The 15684-nt window shown below is 62.8% G+C and carries 18 protein-coding genes and 2 tRNA genes; 18 read left to right on the forward strand and 2 right to left on the reverse strand.

Features of this window, described 5'->3' with window-relative positions; all coding sequences use genetic code 11:
- The first annotated feature begins 210 nt into the window (after window positions 1-210).
- The 8 genes from GVL61_RS20295 to GVL61_RS20330 all read left to right on the forward strand — a co-directional run bounded on the left by GVL61_RS20295 (window position 211) and on the right by GVL61_RS20330 (window position 5358).
- The gene (locus GVL61_RS20295; RefSeq protein ID WP_159982480.1) at window positions 211-531 is read left to right on the forward strand and encodes a TIGR02300 family protein; all 321 of its coding nucleotides are present in this window, start codon (window positions 211-213) and stop codon (window positions 529-531) included.
- Window positions 532-776: 245 nt separating this feature from the next.
- Window positions 777-852 (forward strand) — tRNA-Ala (locus GVL61_RS20300).
- A gap of 227 nt (window positions 853-1079) precedes the next feature.
- On the forward strand, window positions 1080-2537 hold the full coding sequence (gene ffh, locus GVL61_RS20305) for a signal recognition particle protein (RefSeq protein ID WP_159982481.1): 1458 nt from the start codon (window positions 1080-1082) through the stop codon (window positions 2535-2537).
- Between the two features lie 40 nt (window positions 2538-2577).
- Window positions 2578-3036, forward strand: a complete 459-nt coding sequence (gene rpsP / locus GVL61_RS20310; RefSeq protein ID WP_159982482.1) for a 30S ribosomal protein S16 — start codon at window positions 2578-2580, stop codon at window positions 3034-3036.
- Window positions 3037-3039: 3 nt separating this feature from the next.
- Complete coding sequence (gene rimM, locus GVL61_RS20315) at window positions 3040-3555, forward strand: ribosome maturation factor RimM (RefSeq protein ID WP_159982483.1); 516 nt, start codon at window positions 3040-3042, stop codon at window positions 3553-3555.
- Entirely contained in the window at window positions 3552-4253 is a 702-nt protein-coding gene (gene trmD, locus GVL61_RS20320) for a tRNA (guanosine(37)-N1)-methyltransferase TrmD (RefSeq protein WP_159982484.1), read from the forward strand. Before rimM ends, trmD begins: the two co-directional genes overlap by 4 nt.
- 40 nt (window positions 4254-4293) lie before the next feature.
- On the forward strand, window positions 4294-4662 hold the full coding sequence (gene rplS, locus GVL61_RS20325) for a 50S ribosomal protein L19 (RefSeq protein ID WP_159982485.1): 369 nt from the start codon (window positions 4294-4296) through the stop codon (window positions 4660-4662).
- Window positions 4663-5085: 423 nt separating this feature from the next.
- A complete protein-coding gene (locus GVL61_RS20330; RefSeq protein ID WP_159982486.1) occupies window positions 5086-5358 on the forward strand; it encodes an HU family DNA-binding protein in 273 nt (90 codons plus the stop codon).
- Between the two features lie 640 nt (window positions 5359-5998).
- Here the strand turns inward: GVL61_RS20330 and GVL61_RS20335 are convergent.
- Window positions 5999-6829, reverse strand: coding sequence for an RNA methyltransferase (locus GVL61_RS20335; RefSeq protein WP_159982487.1), 831 nt, complete (start codon window positions 6827-6829; stop codon window positions 5999-6001).
- A gap of 185 nt (window positions 6830-7014) precedes the next feature.
- On the opposite strand from GVL61_RS20335, the gene GVL61_RS20340 reads away from it, so the two are divergent.
- The 3 genes from GVL61_RS20340 to pssA all read left to right on the forward strand — a co-directional run bounded on the left by GVL61_RS20340 (window position 7015) and on the right by pssA (window position 8865).
- Window positions 7015-7100: transfer RNA gene (locus GVL61_RS20340), tRNA-Tyr, on the forward strand.
- 167 nt (window positions 7101-7267) lie between these two features.
- Window positions 7268-8017: a phosphatidylserine decarboxylase gene (locus GVL61_RS20345; RefSeq protein WP_159982488.1), complete on the forward strand. Its 750-nt coding sequence runs from the start codon at window positions 7268-7270 to the stop codon at window positions 8015-8017.
- The gene (gene pssA / locus GVL61_RS20350) at window positions 8014-8865 is read left to right on the forward strand and encodes a CDP-diacylglycerol--serine O-phosphatidyltransferase (protein WP_159982489.1); all 852 of its coding nucleotides are present in this window, start codon (window positions 8014-8016) and stop codon (window positions 8863-8865) included. Before GVL61_RS20345 ends, pssA begins: the two co-directional genes overlap by 4 nt.
- Before the next feature lie 403 nt (window positions 8866-9268).
- On the opposite strand, the gene GVL61_RS20355 is transcribed toward pssA, so the two are convergent.
- Entirely contained in the window at window positions 9269-9538 is a 270-nt protein-coding gene (locus GVL61_RS20355; RefSeq protein ID WP_159982490.1) for a hypothetical protein, read from the reverse strand.
- A gap of 390 nt (window positions 9539-9928) precedes the next feature.
- Between GVL61_RS20355 and rpsB the strand changes: the two genes are divergently transcribed.
- The 7 genes from rpsB to GVL61_RS20390 all read left to right on the forward strand — a co-directional run bounded on the left by rpsB (window position 9929) and on the right by GVL61_RS20390 (window position 15681).
- A complete protein-coding gene (rpsB, locus tag GVL61_RS20360) occupies window positions 9929-10681 on the forward strand; it encodes a 30S ribosomal protein S2 (protein ID WP_159982491.1) in 753 nt (250 codons plus the stop codon).
- Between the two features lie 149 nt (window positions 10682-10830).
- The gene (gene tsf, locus GVL61_RS20365) at window positions 10831-11754 is read left to right on the forward strand and encodes a translation elongation factor Ts (protein WP_159982492.1); all 924 of its coding nucleotides are present in this window, start codon (window positions 10831-10833) and stop codon (window positions 11752-11754) included.
- 232 nt (window positions 11755-11986) lie between these two features.
- Window positions 11987-12526, forward strand: coding sequence for a carboxymuconolactone decarboxylase family protein (locus tag GVL61_RS20370; protein WP_159982493.1), 540 nt, complete (start codon window positions 11987-11989; stop codon window positions 12524-12526).
- Between the two features lie 390 nt (window positions 12527-12916).
- A complete protein-coding gene (pyrH, locus tag GVL61_RS20375; RefSeq protein WP_043977554.1) occupies window positions 12917-13639 on the forward strand; it encodes a UMP kinase in 723 nt (240 codons plus the stop codon).
- Window positions 13640-13642: 3 nt separating this feature from the next.
- Window positions 13643-14200, forward strand: coding sequence for a ribosome recycling factor (gene frr / locus GVL61_RS20380; RefSeq protein ID WP_059150612.1), 558 nt, complete (start codon window positions 13643-13645; stop codon window positions 14198-14200).
- Between the two features lie 31 nt (window positions 14201-14231).
- Window positions 14232-14921: a polyprenyl diphosphate synthase gene (gene uppS / locus GVL61_RS20385; RefSeq protein WP_159982494.1), complete on the forward strand. Its 690-nt coding sequence runs from the start codon at window positions 14232-14234 to the stop codon at window positions 14919-14921.
- Window positions 14908-15681, forward strand: a complete 774-nt coding sequence (locus GVL61_RS20390; protein ID WP_159982495.1) for a phosphatidate cytidylyltransferase — start codon at window positions 14908-14910, stop codon at window positions 15679-15681. The genes uppS and GVL61_RS20390 overlap by 14 nt, the downstream gene beginning before the upstream one ends.
- The last annotated feature ends 3 nt before the right edge of the window (window positions 15682-15684 follow it).

The following is a 15684-nucleotide window of genomic DNA, read 5'->3' on the forward strand; positions in this document are numbered from 1 at the left end:
TCAGGGCTCCCAGTATCGGGCCTTTCCGGGGCGGGAGGGGCTGAAAATCGGGCCGGCTTTTGACAGCGCGTGCCGCCTATGGCAAGGCGCGCGCCCTGATGGGGCAAGCACGCTTGTATTTGCGGCGCTTGACCTAGTGGGCGCGCCTCACCATCAAGACATGAAATTTACGCCCGCGCCGTTTGGGACGGGCAAGACTGAGGACTTTCCATGGCCAAGCCTGAATGGGGCGCCAAGCACGGCTGCCCGAAATGCGGCACCCGCTTCTATGACCTGGGCAAGGATGACCCGGTCACCTGCATCGAATGCGGCAACGCATGGCACCCCGAGCCGGTGCTGAAGTCGAAGCAGCCGATTCCTTATGAGCAGATCCAGAAGAAGGAGGTCGTCGAGACCGAAGACTCCGATCTGGCCGAAGAGGATCTGGACATCGATGAGGACGAGGATTCACCCGACAACGATGTGGACCTCGGTGGTGACGACGATCTCGGCATCGGTGCCGGTGACGACGACAAGGACATCGACAACTAAGGTCTGAGCGCGGCGCTCGCCCGTTCCCTCAAGGGGCAAGGGCGGGCGCCACCGGATCCGCGGCCTGCGGATTTTAAGGCCGAGACTGCGGCATCCGAAAAAAAATCGAATGCCTTCGAATTTTCCTCTTGCCAAGATTTCCGACCGCCACTAGATGGCGGCCTCCCAAGCGGAACGGCCTCTACGGAACGCCGCAAAACAAGGGAACGGGTTGATCCTCCCAGGGTTAACCTGCTGAAATGATTGGGGCCTTAGCTCAGCTGGGAGAGCGCCTGCATGGCATGCAGGAGGTCAGCGGTTCGATCCCGCTAGGCTCCACCATTTCAAACAAGTTGGTTTTTGATCGATTTGACATTGCAGTTTCGCATGATTGCGACCGCGCTGGTTGACGAGGTTTCGTCCACCGGCGTTTTTCGCATAAAGTCATGCACGTCGGTCAGCGAGGTTTCGCTCACCGGCGTTTTTTGCGTTTCGCGGCGGGTTTGATCGACCCGGCCATGATTGGAGTGAACGGCCCATGTTCGCCCGGAGTGACGATAGGAGCGACCATGTTTGATTCTCTGTCCGATCGCCTTGGCGGCGTCTTCGACAAGCTGCGTGGGCGTGGTGCGCTCAAGGAGCAGGACGTTCTCGACGCCATGCGCGAAGTGCGCATTGCCCTTCTCGAGGCCGACGTCGCGCTTCCGGTCGTGCGCCGCTTCATAGATCAGGTCACTGAAAAGGCCGTTGGGCAGAACGTCCTGCGTTCGGTCACGCCGGGTCAGCAGGTCGTCAAGATCGTCAATGACGCGCTGATTGACACGCTGGGCGGCGAAGACACGCCGGGCCTCGACCTTGAAGCCGTACCGCCGATCGTCATCATGATGGTCGGCCTCCAGGGCTCGGGTAAGACCACCAGCACCGCCAAGATCGCCAAGCTTCTCAAGGAGAAGCAGGGCAAGAAGGTCATGATGGCCTCGCTGGACGTCAACCGTCCGGCGGCGCAGGAACAGCTTCAGGTGCTCGGCACTCAGGTCGGCGTCGCCACCCTGCCGATCATCGCCGGCCAGCAGCCTACCGAGATCGCCACGCGCGCTATGCAGGCCGCGCGCCTGCAGGCTGTCGACGTGCTGCTGCTCGATACCGCAGGCCGCCTCCACGTCGACCAGCAGCTCATGGACGAGATGAAGGCGGTAGCCGCCATCTCGACCCCGCGTGAAACGCTGCTCGTCGTCGATTCGCTCACCGGCCAGGATGCCGTGAACGTCGCCCAGTCCTTCGCGGGCCAGGTCGATCTCACCGGCGTCGTGCTGACCCGTATGGACGGCGATGCGCGCGGCGGCGCAGCGCTCTCGATGCGTGCGGTCACCGGCAAGCCGATCAAGTTCGCAGGCACCGGCGAGAAGATGGAGGCCCTCGAGGTCTTCCACCCCAGTCGCGTTGCCAACCGCATCCTGGGCATGGGCGACATCGTCTCCATGGTCGAGAAGGCGGCCGAAGCGGTCAAGGTCGAGGACGCCGAGGCACTTGCCAAGCGCATGGACCAGGGCAAGTTCGACATGAACGACCTGCGTATGCAGCTCAAGCAGATGCAGTCCATGGGCGGCCTCGGCATGCTGGCGGGCATGATGCCCGGCATGAAGAAAGCCAAGGCCGCGATGCAGGCGTCCGGCATGGACGACCGCGTGCTGCTGCGCATGGATGCGATCATCGGTTCGATGACCCCCAAGGAACGCGTCAATCCCGCGCTGCTCAATGCAAAGCGCAAGATCCGCGTCGCCAAGGGTTCGGGCACTCAGGTCCAGGACGTCAACAAGCTGCTGAAAATGCACATGGAGATGGCCAAGGCCATGAAGCAGATCAAGAAGATGGGCGGCCTCAAGGGTCTGGCTGCGATGTTCGGCAAGGGCGGCCTCGACGGCGCCATGCCGGGCCTCGGCGGTCAGGGTCTTGGCGGCGGCATGGGCGGCATGGGCGGCCTTGGTGGTCCCGGCGGCCCGGACCTCAGCAAGTTTCTCAAGAAATAATCACACGCATTCTTTAAGTTTATCAGAAAGGTAACAGCAAATGTCCGTTTCGATCCGTCTCTCCCGCGGTGGCGCCAAGAAGCGCCCTTACTACAAGATCGTCGTCGCCAACTCGCGCGCTCCGCGCGACGGCGCCTATCTTGAGCAGGTCGGCACCTACAACCCGGTCCTCGCCAAGGAAGACGAGAATCGCGTTCGTCTGGTCGAAGACCGCGTGCGTTACTGGCTCGGCGTTGGCGCCCAGCCGACCGACCGCGTTGCACGCATGCTCGACAAGGCCGGCATCAAGGAGCGCGCCGCTTCCGTGAACCCGACCAAGGCAGAGCCGGGCAAGAAGGCCAAGGAGCGCGCTGAAGATCGCGCCACCAAGATCCGCGAAGCTGAAGAAGCTGCTGCCGAAGCCGCTGCAGCCGCCGCTGCCGCTGCTGCTGCCCCGGCCGAAGAAGCTCCTGCTGAAGAAGCTGCTGCCGAGGCCACCGAGGCATCGACCGAGGCGTAAGTCTTGGCTCAGCCTGGTAACGATCGCTCCGTCACGCTTGCCGCCGTCATCGGTGCGCACGGCGTGACGGGCGAAGTTCGCCTCAAGCTGTTCGGTGAAGGCGTGGCCGCGCTCAAGCGCTACCGCGCCTTCAACGATTCCAGCCTGACCGTTTCCAAGCTCAAGGACGACGGCAAGGGCGGCGCCATCGCCCGCTTTGCCGAAGTGACAGACCGTACCGCGGCTGAAAAGCTGCGCGGTACTGCTCTCACCGTACCGCGCTCGACAATGCCGGCGCTGGAGGAAGGCGAGTACTACCACGCCGACCTGCTGGGCCTGCCTGCCGTCTCGGATGAGGGCGAAGCGCTCGGGGTCTGCATCGCGGTTGAGAATTTCGGTGCCGGCGATGTCATCGAGATCGAGTGCCCGGTCGGCGAAGACGGCAAGAAGCGCCGCTTCATGGTTCCAATGACCCCCGCTGCCGTGCCCGAGTGGGACGGTGACAGGTTGGTCATCACGGCGGCATTCGCGCAGCCATGACTTTCGCGGCCACCGTTCTGACCCTTTACCCTGAGATGTTTCCCGGGCCGCTCGGCGTAAGCCTTGCGGGCAGGGCGATGGCGGAGGGCAAGTGGTCGCTCAACCCCGTTCATATCCGCGATTTCGCGGCCGACAAGCACCGCACCGTCGACGATACGCCCGCAGGCGGCGGCGCGGGCATGGTGCTCAAGGTGGACGTATTGGCGGCGGCCATCGACCATGCCCGTGAACTGGCGCCTCACGCGCCCGTGCTGGCCATGACGCCGCGCGGGAAGCCGATCTCGCAGGCCCGCATCCGCGAGCTTGCAGGGGGGCCGGGCGTTACCCTGCTATGTGGCCGTTTCGAGGGTTTCGACGAGCGCATTTTTGCCGGTCGGAACGTCGAGGAAGTCTCGGTCGGCGACATCGTCCTGTCGGGCGGAGAATGCGCTGCGCTGATGGTTCTGGATGCTTGCATTCGCCTGCTTCCCGGAGTAATGGGCGCGGCTTCCAGCGGGGCCGAGGAATCGTTCGAGGACGGTCTGCTCGAGTACCCGCACTACACCCGACCGCCTATGTGGGAAGGGCGCGCGATCCCCGAAGTGCTGCGATCGGGGGATCACGCGAAAATCGCTGCCTGGCGGAAACAAAGGGCGGACGAAGACACACGGTTACGCAGGCCTGATCTATGGGAGCGTCACAGGGACGCTCGGGTCTAGTCTGCCTCTGGCGCGCAGCATTGAAAAAGGATTTGGGTTCATGAACCTGATTCAGCAGATCGAAGCCGAAGAAATCGCCAAGGCCGCCAAGGACATCCCCGCATTCCGTCCGGGCGATACCGTCCGCGTCGGCGTGAAGGTCGTCGAAGGCGTCCGTACCCGCGTCCAGGCATACGAGGGCGTGTGCATCGCGCGCTCGAACCGTGGCATGGGTTCGAACTTCACCGTTCGCAAGATGAGCTTCGGTGAGGGTGTGGAGCGCGTATTCCCGCTCTACTCGCCGAACATCGATTCGATCACTGTGGTTCGCCGCGGCGTGGTGCGTCGTGCAAAGCTGTACTACCTGCGTGGTCGTACCGGCAAGCGCGCGCGTATCGCCGAGCGTCGCATCAGCGACACCAAGGCGTAAGCCAAGGGCTAAAGGCTCGGTCTTCGGACCGGGCTGCTCAAAGAGGCGGTTCGCATTCGGGCCGCCTTTTTTTGTGCCTGCGTTCCTCGCATTCGGTCGCAAACGCGTTGATCGAATTCACGTGTGTCAGGTTACCGGGGTTTCACAACATCCCGTCCCGGAAGAGAGCGTCATGCGCGTTTTCTGCCGGTAGCCTTTGTTATGGCGCAGTGAAATGCGGGCTCGGCGAGTCGGTAGGCCATGCTGCGCCGCACAACGTCCAGTCACTGGGAAAGCGGCGGGAAAACGCGATAAATCGCGAGTTTTGAACCTGTTTAGGCCTTGCCACCTTGTTGAAAACCCGCTCCATTCCGTCGCCGCTCCAGAGGCGAATTTGAAATTGCATCACTATCCGCTCCACTGAAAGCTAAGGGGGTTCCCATAATGAACAAGAACGATCTCATCAGCGCAGTTGCCGATTCGAGCGGCCTGACCCGCAGCGACGCCACCAAGGCAGTCGAAGGCGTTTTCGAGGCCATCACGGGTTCGCTGAAGAAGGGCGATGAAGTTCGCCTCGTTGGTTTCGGCACGTTCTCGGTTGCCAAGCGCAAGGCTTCGACCGGCCGCAACCCGCGCACCGGCGAGCCGATGGAAATCAAGGCTTCGGCTCAGCCGAAGTTCAAGGCCGGCAAGGGCCTGAAGGATGCCGTCAACTAAGATGACAGGCGGCCTGTAACGCCTCACAGGTCGATCGGATCGCGCCGTGCCAGCCCAATGGGGTTGGCGCGGCGTTTTTCGTTTGGGCAACAGGCAGCCGGAGCCTGACAGAGGCTGGCGGATGCATCATCGCATCTCGCCATCAAGGATACGCCGGTCTCGACACGTTCGAGGATTACCTTTGCGACGCGCTGCGCGCGTGGCTGCTGGTTCTGAAGGTAGCGCGAGGGCAGGGGGATTGGGCAAACGCATCCAATGTGGTTGAATCGCTTGGAGCGGCCAGCCAAGGCGAATGCGGGCAGCGTTGTCCCGCAATTCTAGCGTCAAAGCTTCACCAGCACGTCGGCGCCGCCGCGGTGCGCGGATTGACCTTCCGCGACAGTAGTTGCCTGCCTGGGGCGAGGTGCTGGCCTGGTCGGCGTTGTTGGACAGGGACTCGCTGTGGGTGAGTATCGATACGCGTCGACGCGAGCTCGGTAGCTGCCGGCTAAGGCCTATGCATGCCTGCCGCCCTGAGGGCGGAGCACGCAAAGTACCGGCCAGCCGGGCGAAGACCTGTATGAACGGGTCGATTGCCGGGAAACTTTCAATTGCCCGTTTGGGTATCCGCCCCGGTTCACCGGGGCGGATACCTCGTAACTTATTCGGTGACGCGGGTCGCCGCTGCATAGAGCGCGATGGCTGCCGCGTTGCTGACGTTGAGGCTTTCCATCGCCTCGCTGATCGGTAGCTTGGCGATCGCGTCGCAGTGCTGGGTGATGTTGTGGCGCATGCCGTCGCCTTCGGCGCCGAGTACGAGCGCGACAGGGCCGGTGGGCAGTGCCTCGCCCAAAGTCACTTCTGCCGCGCCGTCGAGGCCGATTCGCCAGTAACCGGCCTCGGCGATTTCCTCCAGCGCGCGGGCAAGGTTTACAACGCGCACCCAAGGCAGGACTTCCAGAGCGCCCGAGGCGGATTTCGCCAGGGTGCCTGATTCGACCGGCGCATGGCGATCCTGCGTGACGATGGCGCAGGCGTTGAACGCTGCTGCCGAACGCATGATCGCGCCGACGTTGTGGGGGTCGGTGACCTGGTCGAGCACGATCACGGGACGGGTGGGGTCGCCTTCGAGAACGTCGCCGAGGAATATGTCATCCAGCGGGTCGCATTCGAGCACCAGTCCCTGGTGCGGGGCATCGCGCGCCACGAGACGGGCGAGGTCGGCGGGCTGGGCCCATTCCACTGCGAAGTCGGCGGGCAGATCACCGTCGAGCGATTCGACACCCTCGCGTGTCGCCCACAGCTTGCGATGGACGCGATCCGGGTTTTTCAGCGCCGCTTCGACCGCATGGCGGCCCCACAGGCGCACGGCCCCGGAACCGGCCTTGCCACTGCCGCGCCCGTTCTTCATCCGGCCGGCCCGGCCACGCAGGGCCTTTGCCGGGCGGGCTTCGCCTTCGGGGTCACCCCGTCCGCTGCCACGCTTGTTCATTCATCGTCCTTTCGAAAAAACCGAATATTGCAAATTTCTTGCCCCCTCTGACAGGGAGGGCATTGACAGGCAAGGCTCGGTTCTACATAGGGCCGGCTCCTCGGCAACGAGGTCCCTTTCGGGGCTTCGACCAACGCCGGATTTTCCCACTTTTGTGGGGGTTTCCAGCAGCCAGCAACTGGTGTGGACAGGTGGCCGAGTGGTTAAAGGCAGCAGACTGTAAATCTGCCCGTGCAAGCGTACGCTGGTTCGAATCCAGCCCTGTCCACCACCATTGCCCGCCCGACCGATTGAGGTCGGGCCGGCAGTCGCCCCGCTCAGGGGCATCCCCCAAAAATCGCACAATAGCCGCATTTATCCGCAGGCGTCGTCCCCGTTGGGGAACAGCGCAAGGCCAGCGGCATTGCGGTACTAGTGCGCACTGTCTAGGTGAGAGCGATGCCCGGAGATATTCTCGATAATCAGGGTCGCGGCGAAGCGTCGTGGCAGTGGCCCTCCATTCACCCAGAAGGCCGCAAGTTCGGCGCCATAGCCGCCGTCATTGCGCTGATCGGCTGGATACTGCTTGGCCCCTGGGTGGGCTGGCCGTTGGCCGTGCTGACGCTGTGCGTGCTTGCCTTCTTTCGTGATCCGGTGCGCGTTACCCCGCAGGACGAGCGGGCGATCATCGCGCCCGCCGACGGTCTGGTCACGCTGATCGGCAAGGTTCCGCCTCCGCGTGAACTTACGGTCGATGATGGCAGCGGCTCCGCGCCGATGCCGTCCGAGCCGGTAACCCGCATCTCGATCTTCATGTCGGTGTTCGACGTTCACATCAATCGCACGCCGATCGCCGGCACTGTGAAGCGGGTGATCTACATCCCCGGCAAGTTCGTGAATGCCGATCTCGACAAGGCGAGCGAAGAGAACGAGCGCCAGCACATTCTGGTCGAACGTAGTGACGGTTTGCGCATCTGCTTCACGCAGATCGCCGGCCTTGTCGCTCGCCGCATTGTACCTTTCGTCAAGCCGGGCGACATTATCGCCTGCGGTCAGCGGATCGGCTTGATCCGCTTTGGCAGCCGCGTAGACGTCTACCTGCCCGCAGGCACCGAGCCCAAGGTGCTGATGGGCCAGAAGATCATCGCTGGCGAAACCGTCCTTGCGCAGCTCGCCAGCGCTTCGGTGATCGAGGGTATCGCCCAGTGATTTCGGACCCGGGCCTGGAGGCGGAGGATTCCATTGCAGGTCGCGGCCCCCGCCGCCGGCTTGCGGCGGGTCTTTCGGTGCGGGCGATCGTGCCCAATGCGATCACCGTCGCCGCCTTGTGCTCGGGCCTTACCGGCATCCGTTTTGCCATCGACGGAAATTTCGAAAAATCGATCCTGGCAATCATTCTTGCTGGTGTGCTCGATGGAATCGATGGGCGTGCAGCGCGCATGCTCAATGCGCAGACGCGTTTTGGCGCTGAACTCGACAGCCTGGCCGATTCGATTTCCTTCGGTGTAGCCCCGGCGCTGATTGTCTATTTGTGGACGCTGCATGAGATCCCGAGCTTTGGCTGGATCGCCGCGCTCGCCTTCGCGATCTGCTGTGTGCTGCGCCTCGCGCGTTTCAATTCGCGCCTTGATATGCTGGATCAGCCGCACAAGGCTGCCGGCTTCCTGACCGGCGTTCCCGCGCCTATCGGTGCTGGGCTCGCTTTTTTGCCGATGTATCTGGGTATCGCCAGCGGTCGCCCGGAATTCGCCAATCCCGTGGTAGTGAGCCTGTGGATGGTGCTGAACGCTTTCCTGATGATCTCCAGCATCCCGACGCTAGGCTGGTCGCGAATGCGTCCGCCGGGATCGCTGCGGCTTGGTGTTCTTGCGCTGGTCGGCCTTACGGTCGCATCGCTGTTGACCGAGACGTGGTTTACGCTGGCAGCGATCACCATTGCCTATCTGCTGCTGATCCCGATCGGCCTGATAACTTACGCCAAGGTCAGGCGGCAATTTCCAGCATCGGCCATTCCAGCCCCGGTCGTTCGGCCATACGACGCGACGGACGCTTTCTGAGCACGGCGAGTGCAGGCACTGCCACGCGCTCGATCCTTTTCCATTCAATCACCATCGTTCCGGGGCAGCTTGCCAGCTGTGCTCGCAGTGCCATCGCGCGGGGGCCGAAGCGAATTGCGCTGAACAGGATGGCCCAGCCAGAGGCGAGCGCAGCAAGGCTAAAGAGGCAGGCGGCGAGTGCAGTCATGACCGTTCCTTTCGAACCATCGCCCGCCGCCCCGATCGGGCTGTGGACACCTTGTGGATAAAGCGAATATGTTCTACCAATGTTCCTTGAGGCCTTAGTTCCCTTTTTGTTCCATCGATGTCAACCCAAATCGTAGTCTCCATCGCCTAAGGATGAAATTGCTGCACTGAGCGCAGCGTCCGGTTCCACTTTATCACCGTATAAGTGCGCTAAGCGTCAGGCAGCGCGGGCAGGGTGCGGGAAATGGTGCAGCCGGTGAGTAATCGGCTTTGGATGCTGGTGGCGGCGTGAGCGAGGGCTACGTGCTTCGGCTGAGTTGGGCGCCAAGCTGCGGGTTTCGAGCGTGGTGACGTGTATATCCCCATCATCGGAAAGCTCGGCGCGCAAGCCGCGGATCGCCGGCAGGGCAGCCACTATGTTTTTCCAGATCGTAAGGATCGCTGCGAGGGCGGCGAACGAGAACAGGACAGATGGAGCGATACTCATGGCGAGTTACCTTCTTCCTTAGTCGCGCCCCCGACCGGACATTTGATTGCCCGGCGAAATTTCGCCGGTCCCGATGTTTCAATCTGTTAATCAATTTATCACCAGGAATGCCTTGGGAAACCACCTGTGGGCGTCAAGTTCCTCGACATCCTCTTGATTTGGGAAGGAATCACCCTTTTTGACGGCAGGGTGACAATCCTTTGCGGTGAATTGGGGGTGGCTTTTCCCACGCAAGGGAGGTAAGGGCGCCATCGCTTGAGGGATTCCTACCGGATCGTCCGGTTCGACTCTCGCAGGCAATCCACATGGAAGGCGTTCATACCGGTGCCGCAGCGGATATCTCCGCACGGTTCCAGCCTTCCAGAGGTTCAACCGGAAAAGGAATATATTATGGCGGCTCCCGTCGTTACCATGTCGCAGCTCATCGAAGCCGGCGCGCACTTCGGTCACCAGACTCACCGCTGGAACCCGCGCATGAAGCCGTACATCTTCGGCGCGCGCAACGGCATTCACATCATCGACCTTTCTCAGACCGTTCCGCTTTTCGCGCGCGCTCTCGATTTCGTGCAGTCGACCGTTCAGGCTGGCGGCAAGGTTCTGTTCGTCGGCACCAAGCGCCAGGCGCAGGAGCCGATCGCTCAGGCCGCTCGCTCGTGCGGCCAGCACTTCGTCAACCATCGCTGGCTGGGCGGCATGCTCACCAACTGGAAGACCATCTCGGGTTCGATCAAGCGCTTCAAGGCTCTTGAAGAGCAGCTTTCGGGCGACACCGCCGGTCTGACCAAGAAGGAAGTCCTGCAGTTGACGCGCGAGCGCGACAAGCTCGAGATGTCGCTCGGCGGTATCCGCGACATGGGCGGCATTCCGGACGTGATGTTCGTGATCGACGCCAACAAGGAAGAGTTGGCCATCAAGGAAGCCAACGTCCTTGGCATCCCGGTCGTTGCCGTGCTCGACACCAACGTGAACCCGCAGGGTATCTCGTTCCCGATCCCGGGTAACGACGACGCCAGCCGCGCCGTGCGCCTGTACTGCGAAGCGATCGCCAAGGCAGCGACCAAGGGCGGCCGCGAAGCCGTGATCGACAGCGGCATCGACATCGGTGCCATGGACGCTCCGGTCGAAGAGACCGTCGAGGCCTGATAGGCCCCGGCCGACGACACTTTCGTCATGGAATTGTCGCGCGCCGGGTCCAATGGGCCTGGCGCGCTTCCATGTTCCGGGCTGCTACGCAGCTCTGGCAATTCAGAGGCCTGTTGATGGCCTCCACCCCAGCAAAGAGGATTTGAGCGATGGCTTATACCGCCGCTGACGTGAAGAACCTGCGCGAGCGCACTGGCGCCGGCATGATGGACTGCAAGAAGGCTCTCGACGAGACCAATGGCGATCTCGAAGCCGCCGTCGACGCGCTGCGCGCTCGCGGTCTGGCCGCTGCCGCCAAGAAGTCCAGCCGTACCGCCGCTGAAGGCCTGGTCGGCGTTGCCGTCACCGGCACCAAGGGCGTCGCCGTCGAGGTGAACTCCGAGACCGACTTCGTCGCCAAGAATGACCAGTTCCAGGACTTCGTGCGCAAGACCACCGAAGTCGCGCTGGGCGTTGCCGGCAACGACGTTGACGCGCTCAAGGCCGCTGCCTATCCCGACGGCGGCACCGTGTCGGACAAGCTGACCAACAACGTCGCAACCATCGGCGAGAACCAGCAGGTTCGCCGCCTGAAGACCGTCGAAGTGTCGCAGGGCCTCGTGGTTCCTTACATGCACAACGCGGCTGCGCCGAACCTCGGCAAGATCGGCGTTCTCGTCGCTCTCGAATCGGAAGCTGCGGCTGACGTGCTCGAAACTCTCGGCAAGCAGATCGCGATGCACATCGCCGCTGCCTTCCCTCTGGCTCTCAACGCCGAAGACCTCGACGCCGAGCTGATCGAGCGCGAGCGCAAGATCGCCGCCGAAAAGGCTGCCGAATCGGGCAAGCCCGAAGCGGTTCAGGCCAAGATGGTTGATGGCGCGATCGCCAAGTACGCCAAGGAAAATGCTCTGCTTTCGCAGGTCTTCGTTCTCGACAACAAGACCCCGATCCAGCAGGTCGTCGACCAGGCTGGCAAGGACGCTGGCACGAAGATCGTCCTCAAGGACTACGTGCGTTTCCAGCTGGGCGAAGGCATCGAGAAGGAAGTCTCCGACTTCGCAGCTGAAGTGGCTGCTGCCGTCGCGGGCTGATTTTTCCGCCTTCCTTCGGGAACGGATATGCGGGCCGGGGAGCGAAAGCTTCCCGGCCCGTTTCGTTTTCGGCTCAGGTCTGGCCCAGGTATCGTGCGGGGTGGTGCAATGAAAAACAAACATGATTGACTTTGATTGATGGCGGCGTAGCCTGCAATCGACCGGCACGTTCAATAATGCTGGTGTGAAACGGCCCGGGCTCGCGGTCCGGGCGCAATTGGAAGAGGCACCCATGCGCGTCGAACTCGATCCCCAGCCCCAGAACGCAATTCCCGATCTCGCCGCGCAGTATTCGCCCGAGATCATCCAGGCCAGCGGTGTCTTCGCCATGGCGCCCTACCGCTACTCCAAGCTGCCGCTGCGCCTGTTCGAGGCCTGCCGCATCGCCACTGCCGTCATCAACGGCTGCACTGTATGCATGAACTGGCGCGCCCAGCGCGACTTGCGCCTCCTTGGCGTGGAAGGCGGGGTGATCGACCAGTCGGATGCGCCGGACGAAGCCATGTACCAGGCCGTCCTGAGCGGCGACCTGAGCAGTCTGAGCGAACGCGAGCGACTTGCCGTTCAATTCTCGCAGCGCATGGGTGAAGACCCGCGCGGGCTTGGCGAGGACGAGGCGTTCTGGAGCAGGCTCAAGTCCGTCATGACCGATGCCGAGATTGTCGACCTGACACATTGCACGGCTGCGTGGATGGCTATGGGTCGGGTTGCGCATGTGCTCGGCGTGGATGCGGCATGCTCGATCGGTGGGCCTTTGGCCGAGGCGGCTTGAGGGCAGGGGGTAAGTGAAGAAGCAGGGGAGCATAGCCCCCCTGCACCCCCATTAATGTCGTCGCCGTGCATGAAGCTATCGGAAGGCGATCATTGAAGACGCGGCGCTTGCGGTGCAGCCGCCTGTTACCCTCATGCAGCGGGCTGAAGCAGCATAAAGCCCTGCGGCGCCAAGCCTTTCTCGACGTGAGCGCGCGCCGAATCTGCACGCGCGGCGCCGACGCTGACGGGGTCTGGGGCAATGGCCCCAAGTCTTCTCTCGTCCCTCAAATCCCCGGTCATACTGGCGCACGGTAAGGCACAAGGCCCTTTAGGCGCGCTCTTCCCCTTGGCAACGGGCGCTGGCGCTCCTAAAGCCCGTGCCACCATTCCCCCCAGGAGAACAAGCGGCATGTCATCCTCCCCCTACAAACGCGTCCTGCTCAAACTCTCGGGCGAGGTGCTTATGGGGAGCCAGCAGTTCGGTATCGATCCTGATTTCGTTGCAGAGCTGGCCAAGGAAGTGAAGGCTGCCAAGGAGACGGGTCTGGAGATCTGCCTGGTCATCGGCGGCGGCAATATCTTCCGCGGCATGGCCGGTGCGGCGCGCGGCATGGACCGAGCGCAGGCCGATTACATGGGCATGCTGGCGACTGTCATGAACGCGCTGGCGATGCAGAACGCGCTGGAGCAGATCGGCGTGGAAACGCGCGTGCAGTCCGCCGTGCAGATGGACCAGGTCTGCGAGCCGGTGATCCGCCGCCGCGCCGAGCGCCACCTTGAAAAAGGCCGCGTGGTGATCTTCGCCGCGGGCGTGGGCGCTCCCTATTTCACCACCGATTCCGGTGCGGCGCTGCGTGCTGCCGAAATGAAGTGCTGCGCCCTGCTCAAGGGCACCAGTGTCGACGGCATCTACGACAGCGATCCCAAGACCAATCCCGACGCCAAGCGTTACGACAGCGTCGACTACGATACCGTCCTTGCCGACAACCTGAAGGTGATGGACGCCTCCGCCGTGGCGCTGTGCCGCGACAATTCGATTCCGATCGTCGTGTTCTCGATCCGTGAGGAAGGCAACCTTGCCACTGTCCTCGCCGGGGGCGGAACCAAGACGCTCGTCCAGAAGGGAGCCTGAATTATGGCCAAGTACGACAAGGCCGATCTCGAACGCCGCATGAAGGGCGCGATCGACTCGCTCAAGCACGACCTCTCGGGTCTTCGCACCGGCCGCGCCAACACCGCGCTGCTGGAGCCGATCACGGTCACCGTTTACGGCAGTTCGATGCCGATTACCTCGGTCGCGACCATCTCCGCGCCCGAACCGCGCATGCTCTCGGTGCAGGTGTGGGACAAGTCGAACATCGGACCCGTCGAGAAGGCGATCCGTTCGGCAGGTCTGGGCCTCAACCCGATTAACGACGGCAACACCCTGCGCCTGCCGATCCCGGACCTGACCGAAGAGCGCCGCAAGGAACTCGCCAAGCTGGCCGGTTCTTATGCCGAGAAGGCCCGCATCGCCGTGCGCAACGTGCGCCGCGATGGTATCGAGAACCTAAAGGCCGACGAGAAGAAGAAGGAAATCTCGGAAGACGACCGCAAGCGCGGCGAAACCGAAGTCCAGAAGCTGACCGACGACATGATCAAGTCGCTCGACGAGGTATTCGCGGGCAAGGAAAAGGAAATCCTCGGCAAGTGAGGTTCGGTTGCCTCGGGGTGAGGGAGGCCTGATGGCCAAAGAGGAGCCCGTACAGGCCCGGCATGTCGCCATCATCATGGACGGCAACGGGCGCTGGGCGAAGAAGCGCCACCTTCCGCGCGCGCTGGGACACCAGCGCGGCGTGGAGGCGGTGCGCCGCGTCGTGCGCGGCGCGCGCGAGATGGGGCTGGAGGCACTTACTCTCTACGCCTTCTCGACCGAGAACTGGCGCCGGCCCGAGGAAGAGGTTTCCGACCTCATGGGTCTGATGAAGCGCTTCATCCTCTCCGACCTCGACGAATTCGCGAAAGCCGGTGTCCGGTTGAAAATTATCGGTGATTACAAGGCCTTCAAGGCCGATGTTGTCGAACTGGTTGAGAGCGCTATGGCGCGTACCGCCGGTAACACGGGCACTACGCTGGTCGTCGCGCTGAACTATGGCTCGCAGGACGAGATCGCCCGCGCTGCCACTAAGGCGGCCGCAAAGGGTACGATCACGCCCGAGACGATTGCTGCCGAACTCGATACCGCAGACCTGCCGCCGCTCGACCTGCTGATCCGCACCTCGGGCGAAGTACGGCTGTCGAATTTCTTGCTGTGGCAGGCGGCCTATGCCGAGATGCTGTTCACCGACGTGCTCTGGCCGGACTTCACCGCCGATCATTTGCGCGATGCGCTCGAAGCCTTCTCTACCCGCGATCGGCGCTATGGTGGCCGCTGAACCTCCCAAAAGCAGGTCCGACCTCGGGGTCAGGACGGTATCGGGGATCGTCATGGTCGCGGTTGCCGGGGCGGCGCTGTGGCTGGGCGGGGCGGTGTGGATCGCCTTCGTCTGCGCTATCTCCGTCGGCGTACTCTATGAGTGGATACGGCTTGCCCGGCGCGCCGTTGCCGGGCCCGGTGGGCGTGCTGCCTGGAACTTCGCAGGTATGCTCTACGTCGGTGTCGGTGCGGCGATGCTGCTGTTCCTCCACAACGATGCCTTCACCCTCGCGCCGGTCATGACATTGCTGGCAGCCGTTATCGCCGTGGACGTGGGCGCCTATTTCACCGGGCGCACTTTGCGCGGACCCAAGATCGCGCCGTCGATCAGCCCTTCCAAGACCTGGTCTGGACTGCTGGGCGGTGTCATCGGCGCAACGCTGGCGCTCTTCACCGCAGCGCGGCTGTGGCAGGAGGGAGCGATCTGGCTCACGCCGCGCGGCGCTGCTGCCGATGCGGTGTCGTGCTTCGGAACGCAGCCGTGCTGGTATGCCACTGCCGGCGCCGTACCGCTTTTCGCGACTTGCCTGATGACTGGCATTCTCGTCGCCGTCTGCGCGCAGGCGGGCGATTTCTTCGAAAGCTGGATGAAGCGCCGCGCTGGCCTCAAGGATTCGGGTAACCTGATTCCCGGCCACGGCGGTTTCTTCGACCGCGCTGACGGCTTGCTCGCGGTACTGTTCGTGCTAGGCCTGATGATCCTGTTTCAGCCGCGATGAGAA

The sequence above is a fragment of the Novosphingobium sp. 18050 genome (assembly GCF_902706195.1).
Lineage (GTDB): Bacteria > Pseudomonadota > Alphaproteobacteria > Sphingomonadales > Sphingomonadaceae > Novosphingobium.